General features: G+C 50.3%; 16 protein-coding genes and 3 tRNA genes. 5 read left to right on the plus strand and 14 right to left on the minus strand.

All coding sequences use genetic code 11. From position 1 onward, the window contains the following. The first annotated feature begins 44 nt into the window (after nt 1-44). On the plus strand, nt 45-665 hold the full coding sequence (locus tag HY394_01210; protein MBI4052640.1) for a hypothetical protein: 621 nt from the start codon (nt 45-47) through the stop codon (nt 663-665). A gap of 126 nt (nt 666-791) precedes the next feature. Here HY394_01210 and HY394_01215 read toward each other — a convergent pair whose 3' ends face one another. Further along, the gene (locus HY394_01215) at nt 792-950 is read right to left on the minus strand and encodes a hypothetical protein (GenBank protein MBI4052641.1); all 159 of its coding nucleotides are present in this window, start codon (nt 948-950) and stop codon (nt 792-794) included. Between the two features lie 301 nt (nt 951-1,251). Here HY394_01215 and HY394_01220 point away from each other — a divergent pair, with 301 nt between their 5' ends. Then, on the plus strand, nt 1,252-2,358 hold the full coding sequence (locus tag HY394_01220) for a DEAD/DEAH box helicase (GenBank protein ID MBI4052642.1): 1,107 nt from the start codon (nt 1,252-1,254) through the stop codon (nt 2,356-2,358). Between the two features lie 42 nt (nt 2,359-2,400). Here HY394_01220 and HY394_01225 read toward each other — a convergent pair whose 3' ends face one another. The 6 genes from HY394_01225 to HY394_01250 all read right to left on the minus strand — a co-directional run bounded on the left by HY394_01225 (nt 2,401) and on the right by HY394_01250 (nt 6,325). Further along, complete coding sequence (locus HY394_01225) at nt 2,401-3,330, minus strand: Fic family protein (GenBank protein MBI4052643.1); 930 nt, start codon at nt 3,328-3,330, stop codon at nt 2,401-2,403. Nucleotides 3,331-3,675: 345 nt separating this feature from the next. Next, entirely contained in the window at nt 3,676-4,548 is an 873-nt protein-coding gene (locus HY394_01230) for a phosphatase PAP2 family protein (GenBank protein MBI4052644.1), read from the minus strand. Between the two features lie 29 nt (nt 4,549-4,577). Beyond that, complete coding sequence (locus tag HY394_01235) at nt 4,578-5,018, minus strand: DUF2666 family protein (GenBank protein MBI4052645.1); 441 nt, start codon at nt 5,016-5,018, stop codon at nt 4,578-4,580. 177 nt (nt 5,019-5,195) lie between these two features. Further along, nucleotides 5,196-5,269, minus strand: a tRNA-Lys gene (locus HY394_01240). 350 nt (nt 5,270-5,619) lie between these two features. After that, nucleotides 5,620-5,693, minus strand: a tRNA-Thr gene (locus HY394_01245). Between the two features lie 83 nt (nt 5,694-5,776). Further along, entirely contained in the window at nt 5,777-6,325 is a 549-nt protein-coding gene (locus HY394_01250; protein MBI4052646.1) for a PH domain-containing protein, read from the minus strand. A 116-nt stretch (nt 6,326-6,441) separates the two neighbouring features. On the opposite strand from HY394_01250, the gene HY394_01255 reads away from it, so the two are divergent. Beyond that, nucleotides 6,442-7,839 carry a hypothetical protein gene (locus HY394_01255; protein MBI4052647.1) on the plus strand — a complete coding sequence of 466 codons (1,398 nt, stop codon included), beginning with the start codon at nt 6,442-6,444 and terminating at the stop codon, nt 7,837-7,839. Here HY394_01255 and HY394_01260 read toward each other — a convergent pair. Next, entirely contained in the window at nt 7,808-8,689 is an 882-nt protein-coding gene (locus HY394_01260) for a hypothetical protein (GenBank protein ID MBI4052648.1), read from the minus strand. The genes HY394_01255 and HY394_01260 overlap by 32 nt on opposite strands. Nucleotides 8,690-8,745: 56 nt before the next feature. Between HY394_01260 and HY394_01265 the strand changes: the two genes are divergently transcribed. Both HY394_01265 and HY394_01270 read left to right on the plus strand, forming a co-directional pair. Beyond that, the gene (locus tag HY394_01265; GenBank protein MBI4052649.1) at nt 8,746-10,806 is read left to right on the plus strand and encodes a sodium-translocating pyrophosphatase; all 2,061 of its coding nucleotides are present in this window, start codon (nt 8,746-8,748) and stop codon (nt 10,804-10,806) included. 160 nt (nt 10,807-10,966) lie between these two features. Beyond that, complete coding sequence (locus tag HY394_01270) at nt 10,967-11,122, plus strand: hypothetical protein (GenBank protein MBI4052650.1); 156 nt, start codon at nt 10,967-10,969, stop codon at nt 11,120-11,122. 3 nt (nt 11,123-11,125) lie between these two features. Here HY394_01270 and HY394_01275 read toward each other — a convergent pair. From HY394_01275 to asd, 6 genes are all read right to left on the minus strand, one after another. Beyond that, nucleotides 11,126-11,271, minus strand: a tRNA-Glu gene (locus HY394_01275). After that, the gene (locus HY394_01280; GenBank protein ID MBI4052651.1) at nt 11,257-11,961 is read right to left on the minus strand and encodes an LAGLIDADG family homing endonuclease; all 705 of its coding nucleotides are present in this window, start codon (nt 11,959-11,961) and stop codon (nt 11,257-11,259) included. Before HY394_01280 ends, HY394_01275 begins: the two co-directional genes overlap by 15 nt. A gap of 68 nt (nt 11,962-12,029) precedes the next feature. Further along, the gene (locus tag HY394_01285) at nt 12,030-14,417 is read right to left on the minus strand and encodes a U32 family peptidase (GenBank protein MBI4052652.1); all 2,388 of its coding nucleotides are present in this window, start codon (nt 14,415-14,417) and stop codon (nt 12,030-12,032) included. A gap of 27 nt (nt 14,418-14,444) precedes the next feature. Beyond that, a complete protein-coding gene (locus HY394_01290; protein MBI4052653.1) occupies nt 14,445-14,669 on the minus strand; it encodes a DUF2283 domain-containing protein in 225 nt (74 codons plus the stop codon). After that, on the minus strand, nt 14,657-14,962 hold the full coding sequence (locus tag HY394_01295) for a hypothetical protein (protein ID MBI4052654.1): 306 nt from the start codon (nt 14,960-14,962) through the stop codon (nt 14,657-14,659). The genes HY394_01290 and HY394_01295 overlap by 13 nt, the downstream gene beginning before the upstream one ends. Before the next feature lie 276 nt (nt 14,963-15,238). Beyond that, nucleotides 15,239-16,318 (minus strand): aspartate-semialdehyde dehydrogenase, encoded by a 1,080-nt coding sequence (gene asd / locus HY394_01300; protein MBI4052655.1) that lies wholly within the window; start codon nt 16,316-16,318, stop codon nt 15,239-15,241. Nucleotides 16,319-16,425: the final 107 nt, after the last annotated feature.

Genomic DNA, 16,425 nt, shown 5'->3' on the forward strand with positions numbered 1-16,425 from the left:
AAATTTTTCCGGCCTCCATCTTAGCGCTTGGCTTTGGTGGCTTGATGCGCGCTTTCGGCTTTGACAAAAAAGAACTGGCGGTTTTCAGGCGCCTTGACTCCGCGCAAAAAATCCAGGACTTTCTGGACAAAAAACTTTCGTACAACCTTGAGGAAAAAGGCGAAACCTGCTATTCGCCGAGGCTTGTCCTCCGGCACAGAAAGGCGCACTGTTTCGAAGGCGCTGCCTTCGCTGCCGCGGCCCTGGCCGTGCACGGCCACCCGCCCCTGCTAATGGACTTCCGGGCAGTGAGGGACGAGGACCATGTCGTTGCCGTCTACAAAATCAACGGCTTGTGGGGTGCGATCGGCCAGTCCAAGTTTTCCGGCCTCAAATACCGCGACCCCGTTTTTGCAAGCGTGCGCGAACTCGCAATGTCCTATTTCGACCATTACTTCAATTTGCGCGGCGAAAAGACCTTGCGCGAGTTCTCCGCGCCCGTCAACCTTTTCCGGTTCGGAAAGGCCTGGCTTGTTTCCGAACGGCCAATTGGCTTCCTTCCAGACGGAGTTGAAAAGGCAAGGCACTTCAAAATCCTGCCTTCCGCGGAACAGGAAAAGCTGCTGAAAAGCGCTTCAAGGCAGCGCATCAAGGCGGAACAGGCAGTGGTCAAACAAAAGAAATGACCAAACAGCTTTTTCTCCGGCCTTGCGGCTGGGATTTGAAAAATAAAACAAAAAATAGAACAAAAAAAACTTTTTGGGAAAAAATGCTTTTCCCAAACTGAAACCTTTAAACAGCCAATTTTTCAATCAGTTGTTGTCGGATTTTCTTTTCTGATAGCAGTCCCTGCAGTAAACGGGCCTTTTGCCATCAGGCTTGAATGGAACCTTTGTTTCAGCTCCGCAGTCAGCGCATACCGCATCGTATAGCTGCCTTGGGCCGCCAAAGTCCCTGTTGCCGTAAGCCATTTGTTTTTTTCACCTTTTTTTCTTTTAGTTTTGCGCGCAAACTCTCGCCTGCGCACACATTCTTTTTCACACGCTAAACCTTAAAAGCCCGCAGGTTTGCCTTTTTTTTGCCTTTTTTTCCCGGTTTTTTGCCCGCCTGAAACCTTTAAAAGCCTTTGTTGGCAGAACCTTCTACAGAGATTAAAGGAATAAGAACCCTATTTTTTTCTTAACTGAAAAACTTCGCTGCCCGGGCGGTTTCCGCTTTTGCAGGATAGTGTTTTTTTTGCCTTTTTCTTCTAAAACCAAGGAGAGGTACACATTGAAATTTGAAGAATTAAACATCAGCGACAGCCTGAAAAAGGCCATCAAAAGCAAGGGCTTTGAAAAGCCATCCGAAGTGCAGGAACAGGTAATTCCGGCAGCGCTTTCGGGAAAAGATTTGGTCGGAAAATCGAAAACCGGCACCGGCAAGACAGCCGCCTTCGCAATCCCATTGATTGAAATGGTTCAGCAGGGCAAGCCGTTTTCCGCGCTCGTGGTTGTTCCGACAAGGGAGCTTTGCGTGCAGGTGAAAGACGAAATCGCTTCCATTGCCCAGGGCAGCCGCATCAACACTTTTGCGGTTTTCGGCGGGCAAAGCATTTCAGGCCAGGCAACTGGTTTGAGGAGAAAGCCGGAAATAATCGTCGGCACCCCCGGCAGATTGCTTGACTTGCTGTCAAGGCGCATGCTCTCGTTTTCGCAGGCACAATTCCTGGTGCTGGACGAAGCCGACAAAATGTTCGACATGGGTTTCAGGTTCGACATCGAGCGCATAGTCTCGTATTTCCCGAAATACAGGCAGACAATGCTGTTCTCGGCAACAATGCCGAAGGAAATCCTTGCGCTAGTGGAAAAGCACATGAAGCATGACAAAATTGTTTTCGATTTGAGCGAGGACAACGCGCCCGTCGAATCGATTGAGCAGTTTTACGTCAAGGTCAGCCAGAAACAGAAGGTTGACACGCTGTGCAGCATTCTTGCAAAGGAAAAGGACTCGAAAAACCTTGTTTTCTGCAGGACAAAGCGCACGGTCGACTGGCTTGAAAAACTGCTTGCAAGGCACGGAATCAGGGTTTTCGCGATTCACGGCGACAGGCAGCAGAATTCGAGAAAGCGCACGATCGACGAGTTCACGCGCTCCGAAAAAGGAATACTGCTTGCAACTGACATTGTCGCGCGCGGCATACACGTTGACGACATCGACAACGTCATAAACTTTGACTTGCCGACCGAAGCCGAAACCTACATCCACAGGATTGGCAGGACTGCAAGGCAGGGCAAGAAAGGCAGGGCAATAAGCTTTTGCACGAACCCGATGGACGTGCATGACCTGTCACAGGTTGCTGCTTACAACAACAGCCACATCGCGGAATGGCGCTTCTGAAAAAAGCGCCTCATTTCCTTCTTTTCTTTTTCTTTGCTTTTTTTAATTTGCGCTTGGCTTAAGGCTTTTTTTTGCGGCTTTTTTGCCTGGAAGCAGGCATTCTTTGTACTGGTTTATGTATGCTTTGTAGAGGTATTTGACGAACGGGCTTTCCTTTTTTTTCGCGTCGACTTCCCTCAGCATCAGGTAATACAGCATTTTTTCGGAGTTGAAAATGTTCAGCAAAGGATAATTGTTTTTGAACAGCAGATGGTTCATCGCCAGCCTTGAAATCCTGCCGTTCCCGTCCATGAACGGGTGGATTCTCACGATTTTCAAATGGGCCAATGCAGCGGTTTCAAAGGGGTGCAGGGTTTGTCCGGCCTGCTTAATCCATGAGAAAAATTTGTCCAGTTCCGGCTGGACCTGTTCCGGTTTCGGCGGCAGATAGTTTCCGACAATGTTCTGCCTCGTCCTGATTCTGCCTGCTTCGGGATGGATGCCATTCATTTCGATTGCATGGAGTTTAAGCAACAGGCTTTGGTCGAATTTGCCGTTGTAACCAAACAGGAAATCAATGCATTCTTTCATGTTTTCGACTTCCCGGACGTCGCGCTTCGCATGCCTTGCCACAGGCTTCCCTTCAAGGATATTTTTCGTTTCCTCATAGCTCAGGGAATTGCCCTCGATTGCGTTGGTGTTGTAAATGAAGCTTATTATCTGCTCTTTTTCGGTTTTCCACAGGCCTTTGCCTATTTTGCGGGTTTTCAGGTAATTTTCCCTGAGCAGGTCGATTATTTTCATCTGCTTCAGCGTCAAAATCCTCCCGATCGGCTGGGCAAGTTCAAGCTCCTTTTCGGCCTGGGCAAGGTTCGACAGGTCGGTTCCGACATATTTGCTTATTTTTTTCCACTTGTTTTTGGAGACACGGATGTTTTTCATCAGGTAAAAATACCCGCGGCCGCCGATTTTCTTTTTCTCGATATATGGCATGGTAAAAATTAGGGGGCACAAAATTTAAAAGCATATATTAGGGGGCACAATTTAAAAATTGTGTAATAATTCCCTCCTCCCTGATTTGCACAGGGGATCTCACCGTTGCCGCTTTTTTCGCGGCGCAACAGCGTTCTTTCGAACCTGCTGCCCAGCCATTCAAGGCAGTGCACAAGAGCGTGCACGAAAATCTACAGCGGTGCGTGTTAGCTACTACACCAAGGAGGGCTCGGCATGCTGCCGAGCGTGCAGCCTTGTGGTATCGCTGACGCGATACCACGCGTGCCCGCCCAAAACAGTTCCTGCCGGCTAATTATTTGTTTCACTCAATCGTTTTAAATGTTTTCAGGCGAGTTTTTCCGCCAAAACCGGCTGAATCAGGGAAATCCACAGGCCCGCAATGAAGAATGCTGCGGCTTTCAGGTAATAGTCTGTTATCACAAACTGGCCCGCGCCGAGCAGTGCGCCTAAAACAATGAGGCCAATAACGCTTTTGGGCACAAAAGCTTTGGCGGATTGCGTTTTTCCAAGCTCTTTCCATGCAAAGAAGCCCGCGTAAAAGCCGAGAAACGTTGTTCCCAAGGAAACGGTTTCCGAATCGCCGAGGACAATGATTGCTATTACCGCCAGAACGACCGCCGCAACAAGGCCCAATTCTTCTTCTGGCTTCGTCAGCCTGAAACCGTGTTTGAGCCACTGTTTCCTGCTCCAGGCATTGATTGTGCCAATGCAGAGGCCGAGGATAATGCCGCCCAGGACATCTGTCAGGAAATGCACGCCAAGATACATTCTTGAAACTGCCACGGCTATAACCGCGAATGCCAGGAGAAGTTTTTTCTGCCTGTCAAGGAAGCCGCGCGTGTAAGCGAAAACCGATGCAATGGTTGTGGCGTGCCCGCTTGGAAAAGACGCGGTATTGTAAGTGTCCTGCGCCACCACGCGGAAAACGCCCTGGTCCGGCCTCGGCCTTGCAACAAAAATTTTTATTATGCCTGCTGCAAGCGCGGCAAACATGACCGCATTCATCAGGAAGAACGCGTGGTTTTCCTTTCCCTTCCAGTAAACCAATGCGGCAACCATTATCCAGACAACCGGGTGGCCGAGAAGAGTGATGCCTTTCATTGCAATGTCAAGCAATCCCGAGGAAAAAGTTGCCTGCAGTGCGTGCAGGAACCACTCGTCAAAAGCCTGGATTGCAGCGGGAAAAAGCACGTTCATCAAACCAAAAACATTTCAGCTTTCCGCCTTTAAACCTTTGTTTTCATTACGCGTTTCATGCCGGGAATTTCCACGCTTGAATAGTCGACGCTCAGTCCTGCTTTTCCAAGCGCTTTTTTGAGCGCGTAAACCTTGCAAAACCCCGCCAACTCTTTCTGCTCGTTTTTCTGCAGGCTTTCGACTGCGGTTATCTCGTTTATCACGCCGTTGACTTTTCCGGAGGACGCTGCCTTCAGGATTTCCGCGATTTCGGCTTCCGATTTTCCGGCCGGCAGTTCGGCCAGCATTGCGTCAAGCTTTTTCAAATCCACAAGCTTTCCGAGGTTCTGCTCCACTTTCTTGTCCACGCTTATCGTCAGGCTTGCCAGGAATTCCATTACCGTGCGCGGGTCGGTTTTCTCCTCTATCTTGAGTTTCTTGATTGCGACCCAGTCATCGTAGTTTGCGATTAATTGAATGCTCTTGTCCACGCTCTCACCTTGTAAAAATAAGTTTCTGGTGGTTAAAAATCCACATGCTTACTCGGCGTTTCACAACGCAGGGGCCTTTGCCCCTTGCAAACCCCCGAAATATTTGTTGTGTCCTACTCGGCGTGTCGCATCAGCGGCACGCCTTGGTTTCGGACCCGGCGGACGAAACCGCCGAGACGAGCCCGGAGGGATTTGAACCCTCGACACGCGGATTAAGAGTCCGCTGCTCTACCAGGCTGAGCTACGGGCCCAATTAGGGCGGTTAAATTTCGCTGGTCATTAAACTTGTTATTAATTCACTTATGCCCACTGATTTTAAACTTTTGTCAATGGGCTATTGGTCTTTTGGGGTTCGTGTTGGGCATGTGCGGTATCGGCGGTAGCGAAGATACCACAAACAGCACTGGCTTTTGCGTGATGGCTTGCCCGGCGTATTGCGATACGCAATACGCCTTGGTTCCGCACGCAGGGGGCTCTGCCCCCTCGCACGCCCCCGAAACATTTACTACGATCACTCGGCGTATTGCGATTAGCAATACGCCTTTGTTCGCACCAGCCGGGCGTTCGGCTATGCCCACTGATTTTAAACTTTGCAGTGCCAAGCCTTGGGAGGGATTTGAACCCTCGACCAGCAGTTTACAAAACTGCGGCTCTACCAGGCTGAGCTACCAAGGCGGCTGTAGAATTGTTGTTTGGGCAATTTATTAAAAGATTGTCGGGGTTGCCCTAGCGCATTTTGTTTGCTTGTTTTGGCCGTTTCAGAATGACAGTTTTTCGCGCTTTCTTTTTTCGCCTATCAGGCCGAAAATGAGTTCCTGCGTTCCTTCCGGGTCGGGAACCGCAAGCAATGAGCCTTCGGCGCCGAACCTGTTGTTGTATGTTATCTGGCCGGCAAGGCTTTGGATGTGCACGCTTCCGAAGCCGAAAATGCTTTCTGCAAAGGAGCGCGAGATTATGGCGTCTGAAATCCTTTCAAGCGGAATGGAGTTTACCTTGTAGCCTATGAAGCCGCTTTTCTGGATTATTCTCTTATTGGTTATCCAATAGTGCTGCTTGTTGTAGCGCCAGAATGCTCCAAGCAACGGTATGAGGATAATGCCAACAAAGCCCAGGGAGAAAACCGTCCACAGCAGTCCGCCGGGCGAGCCCGAAAAAATGCCTCCGAATATAAGCGGAGTGAAGAAAATTCCTATTAAGAGGAACAGGATTATTCCTGGCACGAGCCAATACCAGAGCAGGCCGCCCACAGGCTTGATTTCCTTGATTATTTTTTCGCCTTCCTGCAAATTGAACGGCCGGTTTTCCATAATTTAATTTACTGCTTGTTTTGGTTTAAAAGGTGTCGTTTTTCGGCTTTGGCGTTGTTTTTTCTTTTTTTCCACACACGTAAAATATCATTATGTATTATCGCCCGCGTGAGTCTTTGCTGCAGAAGCTGGTTTCACGGCTGAACGGCTTTTCTTTCGAGCGCAAGTTCCTGCTCGTTTCGGCAATCGTTTTCATTGCATTGTATTTGTTTTTTTACCCGCCTTTTTTCACTTCGATTGACGAGAGCCAGTTTGTCAAGCAGGCGTGGCTGTTCCTGCACGGAAAAATAGGCGAGCAGGATCCATTGCAGGCATTCGACCTTTTCTGGAACGGCTCGTTTTTCGTTCCGCGCTATCCGCCGCTTGCGGCGTTTTTGCTTGTGCCATTCCTTTTTTTCGGCTGGCAGTTTTCCTTTCTGCTGAACCTGCTCATGCATCTCGCCGGATTTTCCGTTTTCTATCTGCTGCTGAAACGTTTGCGCATCAATCCGGCGTTTGCGGTCTTGTATCTTTTCTTTCCGGCTTCGGCTTTGTTTTCGCGTTTTGCCGTCAGCGAACCGTTGTCCTCGCTTTTGGTGCTTTTGGCAGCGTATTTTTACCTCTCGGATGAGGGTCAGGGCATTGGCTCGAAAGGCCATTTTTTGGCGGGCGCGTTTTTCGGCCTCTCCTTGCTGGCGCGCTACACTAACGTTCTCGCTTTCGCGCCCTTCCTCTTGTTCGCATTTTTTGACAGCAGGGAAAAGCTTGCAAGGCTTGTAGTCGGCGCATTGCCGTTCATTGCGCTTCTGCTTTTGTTCAACAATGCGGCTTTCGGCGGGTTTCTGGAAACCGGCTACTCCATTACCGGGGAACGCCTGAAGTTCGAATTCGGAACAGTCTTCGCGGCCAAGCTTTTCTCTTATGTTCTGGTTTTGCTTGCAGTGTTTCCGGCAATGCTTGCAGTCGTTTTCGTTGAGCGCACAAGGCTGTTCCACGAAACGGTTCTGGCTTCGGCATTGTTCCTGCTGTTTTTTTCCGCGTACTTCTGGAGCGCGAACATTCTCGGCCTTTCCGATGTGCTGACCAAGGCGAGGTTTTTTTTGCCGATAACCGGGTTGCTGCTCGTCCCGTACGCTTCATTCCTTTCACGCATGGCCTCGAAATTTTCCGTGCCGGAAAAACCTTTTCTTTTCGGGATTCTTGCAGTGCTTGCCATCGCAACGCTTTTTGTTTTCTCCGCGCATTCCAACGCCGGCCGGGAAAAGCTTGCGTTGTTTGAAAAACTGCAGTCCTCGGTTCCGGACGGCTCGCTTGCCATTACGCAGGCAAACTGCCTCACTTTGAAAGACCAGGCCGAGCATTCGGATTTGGGAATGTTTTTCGGCGGAATGTTCAACCAAACAAAGTCAATCAACGCTTCGCGTGGTTTTGAAAAATACGTGCCGGAATTCAGGACTGTTTTTTTGGTGAACCGCAACTGCGTTCCGGGCAACGAACCCCTGGCTATTGAACGGTTTGTTCCGAAACAGTCATGAGGAATGCGAGTTCAACCAGCTTTTGCGCTTCGACCGCCATCTCGAATTCCGTTGCAGCCTGCCTGAATTTTTGTTTGCGCAATCCGATGAATTCAAGCATCTGGCTGTCGAGCCTTTCCCTTATTTTTTCCGCGTCCACGTTCAGGTTTTTCGCCGCATCCTCTCTTAATTCCCTGCCCGCAAAGTCGGTCACAGTTATTGTTTCCGCGGCCAGGCCTGCGCCGTCAATGGTTGCGGCCATTGCATTGGCGTCGGACAGGTTCACTGACATGCCGTCCAGTGCCACAATGTTGAGTTCCAAGACGTAGGCTGCGGTTATTGTGAGCGCGGCCTCTTCCTCAACAAGGCTTTTCGTTTCCGGGACTGTTTTTGCGGAAACGATTTTGCCATAGTTCGCCTGTTCTTTTTCCGCAAGCCATTGCATGTCTTCAACCATTGATTTCTGGAATTCTGTGAGCGTGGCCTGCGCTATTTTGTCGTCTGAAACCGGCAGTTGCACCTGGTTTGCCTTCTGCACAAGGCCCTGGACCCTTGAATGCGAATCGTTTGCGAACGCAAGATAGAATTCTTTTTCCTGGCCCGCGGGAATGCCGTTTGCCGCCGGAGCGGACCGTGACACTTTTATCGCGACGAATGCCGCGAAAAGAAGAATGCTGATCGTTGCAAGTATCACGGCCGTCTTGTTTTCCTTCAGGGTTTGGCGAAGGCTTTTCTGCGCATGGGCGGGGCTTTTCTTCGCACCGCCGGCCTTTTCTTCGCGGCCTGGCTTTTCGGTTTTTTGGCGGGGCCAGCTTTTTTTTGCCGCCGGCTTGTGCCCATCCGCCTTTTCCCCGCGTTTTTTTCCATCCATCCGAAAACCTGTTTTCGCGTTAGTTTTTAAAGGATAACCTACAAAAACGGGTCTTAATGGCATTCGAATTTTCGTTGTTTCACGTATTTTTGATGAGTTTATTGTCGCTTGTCTTCGTAGCCGTGCTTGTCCGCTACGTGCTAAGGAAGGACACCGGCACTGCGCAGATGCGCCAGGTTTCCGATGCAATCAAGGAAGGCGCCAACGCTTTCATGAAGCGCCAGTACACCACGATTGCAATACTGTCAATTGTGCTTGCAATACTGCTTTACGGCCTCTACCTGTTTTTGGGCAAGAGCCAGACCATTGCAATGATGACCGCCGGCTCTTTCATTCTCGGCGCGTTCTTTTCCGCTTTGGCGGGCTTCATCGGCATGTGGGTTGCGGTCAGGGCGAATATCCGCACTGCGTCTGCGGCAAAGAGAAGCCTTGGCGAGGCCCTTCTGGTTTCGTTCCGCGGCGGCGCGGTTTCAGGCATAACAATTGTTGCGTTGTCGCTTTTGGGCGTCAGCCTGATTTACTTTTTGTTCGGCGGCATTGAGCATCCGACTGAAGTGCCGTTCCTGATTGTAGGATTCGGTTTCGGGGCAAGCTTTGTGGCATTGTTTGCGCAGCTCGGCGGAGGCATTTACACCAAGGCGGCGGATGTGGGCGCCGACCTTGTGGGGAAAATCGAGGCCGGCATTCCGGAGGACGATCCGAGAAACCCGGCGGTTATCGCAGACTTGGTCGGCGACAATGTCGGCGACTGCGCCGGGCGCGGCGCGGACCTGTTTGAAAGCACTGCGGCTGAAAACATCGGTGCAATGATTCTTGGAGTCGCCTTGTATCCTGTTTTCGGAGTCAACGGCATACTCTTTCCCCTTGTGGCAAGGTCCTTCGGCCTGCTTGCAAGCATTGTCGGCATTCTTTCGGTGAAAAGCCTCGGCAACGAGGATCCCATGAAGAGCCTGAACAGGGGCTATTACGTTGCCACGATTCTCGCGGCAATCGCGTTTTATTTTGTCACAATGGCAATGCTCAAGAACATCTGGTTCTTTTATGCAGGGCTGGTCGGCATAGCCGCAAGCATTCTTTTCGTGTGGATTACAATCTATTACACTGAGCAGGCTTTCGATCCCGTGCGCAGCATTGCCAAGGCATCCGAAACCGGCCATGCAACGAACATCATCCAGGGCTTTGCGGTTGCGTTGGAGACAACGGTTGTCCCGGTCCTGGTGCTTTCGGCTTCGCTTATCCTGACATACAATTTCGGCGTGTGGAGCGGAGTTCCGAACGGCGGATTGTATGGCACGGCGATTGCGACAATGGGAATGCTGAGCACTGCGGCTTTCATTCTTGCAATGGACACTTTCGGCCCCATAACAGACAATGCCGGCGGCATAATCCAGATGTCGAATGCGCCTGAATCGGTCAGGCGCATCACTGACAGGCTTGATGCTGTGGGCAACACGACAAAGGCTTTGACCAAAGGCTATGCAATCGGTTCGGCCGCTTTGGCGGCATTCCTGCTTTTCGCGGCTTACATGGATGAAGTGGCGCTTATCACGGGCAAGGTTCTGGTCATTGACCTGGCGCAGGTGACGATTTTTGTCGGCGCATTCCTGGGCGCAATGCTCGTGTTTGCGTTTTCTTCCCTTGCAATCAGGGCTGTGGGCCAGACCGCTTCAACCGTTGTTGAAGAAGTCAGGAGGCAGTTCAAGGAAATCAAGGGCATAATGTCGGGAAAGGCAAAGCCGGATTATGCGACGTGCGTTGACATCTGCGCAAGAAATTCCCTTGCAGCAATGGTTGCGCCCGGACTCCTGGTCGTTTTCATGACTATCGCTGTCGGCATTCTTTTGAAGGCCGCGGCTGTTGCCGCTTTTCTGATGGTCGGCACAATCACCGGGATCCTCATGGCCCTGGTTTTGAACACTGGCGGAGGGGCCTGGGACAACGCCAAAAAATACATTGAGGATGGCGCGCACGGCGGAAAAGGCAGCGAAGCCCACAAGGCAGCCATTACCGGCGACACTTTGGGCGACCCGTTCAAGGATACTGCAGGGCCGAGCCTGCATGTCCTGGTGAAGCTTTTAGGCACGATAACGCTTGTGCTGGCTCCATTGTTCATCTAAATCGCCGTCATCGCCCGGAGCCGTCACGTCCGGCTGATACGTGCGGCACGTAAAGTGCCGCTGCCTCGCTGTTGCTCGGAACCGGCGGGTGCGACGTTGAGGATTCTCACTGCATTCGAATCCTCTGCCTGCTTAATTAGTTTTTTTGCTCGTAGAATTTGTGGAACTTTGTGTGCAGAATGCCTTCGCCTTGTTCAGTCTTTCAGTCATTCCGGTTCAATTCCTGATGGCAATGGGCCTTTTGCAGTTCGCCACAGCCATGCCTGGCGCAACAATCGCGTTCCCGGTTTACTTTCCCAGAAACGCAAAAAATTAGGAATGCCCCGGCCGGGATTCGAACCCGGGTCGCGGCCTCACCCCGCTCTTGAATTTTTTGGAAAATCCTTGAGAGGGCCGAGTGCTTTCGGCAACAGCTGCTTTTTTTTATAAAAACAAACCGTTTTAGCCGGACTACACCACCGGGGCACTGCAGAATTTTTTGAACCTGTTTATGTGCTTTTTGTTGCTGAACCCGATTTCAGTGAAATAACGCAGGACTTCTTTAGAATCTCCCATTGAGCACTGCATTGTATTCCTGTCCTTCTTTTGGGTCCATTTAGATACTCTGTAGCCCAATATTTTAAATGCCTTTGTTATGCTGCTTTGGATTGTAGGCGATGCCGTGGCGAACCAGATTGTGGGCGTTTTGTGCCTGCGCGTTTTCGGGTAAACGCTTCCGTCAGTGTCAATCAATCCCCTGACACAGGCTTTAAGGTAACCGCTTTTTCCAAGAACCCAGCAGGGAATTGCCGCGCCATTCGTGGTTTTATTGCCGTTTTTTATGCCAAAATGCATCAGCGTGTGCACCAAATTTTTGCTTTGCTTGAATATGACGACAGCGTTTCCGGTTTTTGGAAATTTTATGCTGAATTCGGTTCCAAACACTTTTTTGAACAGGCCCGAAGTATAATTTGTCAGATAATCAAAATCGTTCCCGCGATGGCCTATAATTCTTATTTGGTAAATGCTTTTTTCTTTTATAACCTGGCAGTTTCCGTCGCCAAGCATTATGCCGATAATTTCCGCAAGCTCCGCGCTTTTCTTTTTTGCAAGCAATTTCGGTTTCATCGGCAAGAATTTGCCGTTCTTCCGCGGCTGCAGCCGGCAATTACCCATAATGTACTGTTGTTTTTGTGGACAAAAGGGGTTTGCCAAGTGGCTTTCCCCTGATTCTTGATTTGGCCTCACACCGCCTTTTCATAGCTTGCGCGCGTGAACGGCATGTCCGCAAAGCCTTTTCCACCGCCAAGCTTTTCCTTGACGGATGCGATGATTTTTTCCGCGTCTTCGCCTGAAACGCTGCCAACATCGACCCTGACAACATCGGCAATCGCTTCGAGCTTTTCAAGCTCCGGAACCATGTTCATCGCCATAGGATTGTAGAGGTGCGTGCGCTCGCTTTCATCCAGTTCAACAGCATATTTCCACTTGTTCCTGTCGATGAGAGTATACCTGCCTTTTTTTGGCAATATTTTGGTTTCGATTATCATTATTTCCGGAAGTTCGAATGCGACAAGCTCAATCTTTGCGTCCGTGCGTTTCCGTGTAGCGGAAAGCTGTTTGAGCGTCAGTTCCCCTGACGGCAAAATCCTTTCGACCTGCGGGTTTTTGGCGAAAAAGTTTGCGGCAATGGAATTGAACACGTTCAAGTTTTTGCCGATGATGATTTTTTCAAAGCCCTGCCCCGCAAGCCAGTGATAGAGGCCGAGGTTGTTGCATTCGATTGCCGCGCCCGCAAGCTCCGCGCTTTTGCCTTTCACTGTTTCCGACAGCTTTTTGGCGAGCGCTGCAAGCTCATGGTCCTTCATTATCACGGGCGTTGAAAGCACAAGCTGCATTGCGTGCTCGGAGCAGATTTTTTGCGCTTCAAGCAATGTTTTTTTGTCCGCGTTTTCCGGGAACGAAACCGCGCAGGGCTTTGCCTGCAGGAAAGCATTCAACTGCTTGAGCGAGGAAACCTTGACTGAGATGGCGGCCTTTCTGCCTTTTTCATGCCCCGCGTCCTTCAGCAGTTCTTTTTTCCGTTCCTCGAATTTTTTAGCATCAACGTTTTTCCTGAAACCTTCAAGCTTTTTTTTGGTGAACGCGTCGATGGCTTTCCTGCGCAGGTCGTTGAGCTTGCTGAACGGAACCATGAGGCCCTCGTCGACCTTGACGCTGATGCTTTTCAATTCAAACAATGTTTCGCCGGTCTTTGAAAGCTTTTCCTCGGCAACCTTTTCTCCGAGCGGGATTTTTTCGGCTTTTTTCGGCGTGAAATCCGAGACGACTTCCGCGGAGGTTTGCCCGTCAAAAGCCCTTATCCTGAATTCTTTGTGTGAAATTTTCGCTTCAAGGTTCACTTCCGGCTTTTTCATGGTCTTGATTGACGAGTAAGCAAGGTCGGTGAGCTGTTTGGACTGCACCTTGAAGATTGTCCACCCTTTTTTGATTTCGTGCGGAACCTCGATTTCGACTATTTCGTTTGCAAACGCGTGTTCCATTTCCTTTCCGTTTTTCAGGATTTTTTTGGCAAAAAAGTCCACTCTCTCGTCGCCCAGCTTGTGCGACAATTTGTCCCATTTCCTGACGCGCTCGAACAATTGGACCTTTATCTTGCCGTCGGCGTATTCAAGCACTTTCGCGACGCGTATTCCGACCTTTCCCGGATAATCCTTTTTTATGATGTCGTCGTTCTTGCCGTTGAAGTGCCCTGCCGAAAAGTCGCGGTTGTAGGCTATGCGCAGCTGCTTTATCTCGTCTTCCGAAACCGCTTCTTTTCCGCCGAACGCGTTATCGATTGCTTTCCTGTAAACCCTTGTCGCAATTGCAACATATTCAGTGCCCTTTTTCCTTCCCTCGATTTTGAATGCCGAAACGCCTGCTTCGGCAAGCTGTTTTATCATGGGCACCGCGAAAAGGTCCTTCTGCGACAGCAGATAGCCTTCGTCAATCCTTTTCCCGCCTTCTTCCAAATCGTAAAACAGGCGGCAGTTCTGCGCGCACCTTCCGCGGTTGCCGGAGCGCTTGAACGAAACGCTGCTCGCAAAGCACTGCCCCGAATATGCTACACACATCGCGCCATGCACAAAGCACTCAACCTCTATTCCGGTCCCAACCCGTGATTTCATTTCATGGATTTCTTCAACCGAGTTTTCCCTTGCCAGCACCGCGCGCTTGATGCCAAGATCTTTTGCAAACAGCAGTCCTTCGGTGTTGTGGATTGTCATCTGCGTGCTTGCATGCAATCTCAGCCCGGGCAAAAGCTCGTGCAGGCTGTGCGCCAGGCCGACGTCCTGCACGATTACAGCGTCAATGCCATGCTCGTACGCACTCTTCGCCATGTCGATTGCCGCGCCGATCTCGAACTCGTTGAGCAGAATGTTCAATGTAAGGTAGGCTTTCCTGCCGTGCAAATGCAAATAGTCGATTGCTTCTTTCACCTGCTCAGGCGAAAAGTTTTGCGCGCCGATCCTTGCATTGAACGCCTGGTAGCCGAAGTAAACAGCGTCCGCGCCGTTTGCGACCGCAGCTTTCATGTGCTCAAAGCTGCCCGCCGGGGCGACAAGCTCCGGTTTGATTTGTTTCACCATAAGAATCTCTTTTTCAAAATCAGGGTTTTATTCTGTTTTTCCGCTTGCCGGCAGGGATATGCGCGTGGATTTTTTTGAGTCAAACCGTTTCTCAAAGTTCAGAATGGTATACCCGACTGTTTTGCCGCTTTTGGCGTCTTTTCTTTCCAGTATGTCCTCTCCAATTTCCCCGCAGACCGCTTTTTTCGGCTTTCCGATGACTATCTCAAGTATGTCGCCTTCCTTGTCGTAGTGCAGGCTTATTTTTTCCAACTCGTTTCACCTGGTTTTTCAGTCTTTGAATAATATCCGGCCAGTACAAACCCGCTGTTTTCATGCGTCTTTATAACAATTATTAGTAGCCTGCCGTTTTTAACCTTTTTATGGTACAGCTCAACTTTGCCGTCAAGCCTGCTTTTTTTGATGAAGTCCGGGTTGCAGACAGTTTCCTCGATTTCCTTGAATTTGCCTTCAAGTTCCGGCCTGAACATCGTCATGTGCGAATACCTTTCAGCCGTCAGGGAAATTTTCCTTCCCAGCGGATCAGTGGCGCGGAACAGTTCCATGCTTTTCCAAAAAGCCCCGGCTGGGAAAATTTAATAACTGTTCGAGGTTTTAGTCAATAAACGAAGGCCGATGATGACCAGGCTGAGATTTGAGAGCCGCTTTCGTCCGGCTGGTTCGACGCCCCATGCCAATTTCATTCGCATGGGGCTGCGCGCTGTTGCGCGGGAACTGCCTGAAAGCGCTTGATGAAGAATCGTTATGAGTGCCGAGGCTTTCGCTTTATTGGCGGTTTGAATGGTTCATTGGCCTGCAAGACATGATATTTTTCTTCTGACTCAGCCAAGAAAGCCCTTTGCCTTAAGCAATTCCGCGTTCAGGATTCCGCCGCCGGCAGCGCCCCTGCCCGTGTTATGCGACAATCCGACGAACCTGAAGTCGAAGACCTTGCATTCGCGCAGCCTGCCGACCGAAACAGCCATGCCTTTTTCGGCATCCCTGTCCTTGCGCGGCTGCGGCCTGTTTTCCTCGAACCTGTAAATGATGGGCTGTTTGGGCGCGAAAGGCAATTTCAATTCCTGCGGCTCCGCCTTGAAATCCTGCCAGATCTTGATTATCTGTTCCTTCGAGGGCTTCTTGTCCTTGAATTCGATGCTCACGCAAGCAGTGTGCCCGTCGATTACGGGAACGCGGTTGCAGTGCGCGGAAATTTTGATGCTCTTGTCGTAAACGAATTTGCCGTTTTCAATCTTTCCCAGAATCTTTTCAGGCTCGCACTCCGATTTTTCCTCTTCCCCGCCGATATAGGGAACGACATTGTCAATCAGGTCAAGCGACGGCACGCCGGGATAGCCCGCGCCTGACGCTGCCTGCATTGTAGTGATAATCATTTTGCTTGCCTTGAACCCCGCTTGCTGCAACGCATGCACCGGCGTGAGATAGCTTTGCAGGGAACAATTTGGTTTGACCGCAATGAACCCCTTCACGAATCCGCGGTTTTTCTTCTGCACCGGAATTATTTTTATGTGCTCCGCATTGATTTCCGGAATGAGCATTGGAATGTCGTCGGTATGTCTGTGCGCGCTCGCATTCGAAACAACGGGGATGTCGTGCCTCGCATACTCTATTTCAAGCGCCTTTGTCATGTCCTTGTCCATTTCAAGCGCGGAAAAAACGAAGTCGGCGTCGCATTCCTCGACTTTGTTCGCGTCCCTTACAACAAGGCCTTTCACGTGTTTCGGAATGTCTTCCTGCATCTGCCATCTTCCCGCAACAGCTTCGGCATAGCTTTTGCCAGCCGAAGAGGGCGAGGCCGCCACGCATGACACTTCAAACCATGGATGATTCTCCAAAAGCCTTATGTAATTCTGGCCAACCATTCCGGTTGCGCCCAAAACCCCGACCTTCAGTTTCTGCATCAAAAAACACTCTCCATGAAAACGAATTTATGCCGATTCGGCATTTTTGCCTGTCTAAAAGCAGTAAAAACTCCTCTACGAAACCCATTAAAAAACTAACTAAAAAT

Source organism: Candidatus Diapherotrites archaeon, assembly GCA_016205145.1.
Taxonomy (GTDB): Archaea; Iainarchaeota; Iainarchaeia; order Iainarchaeales; family JACQJH01; genus JACQJH01.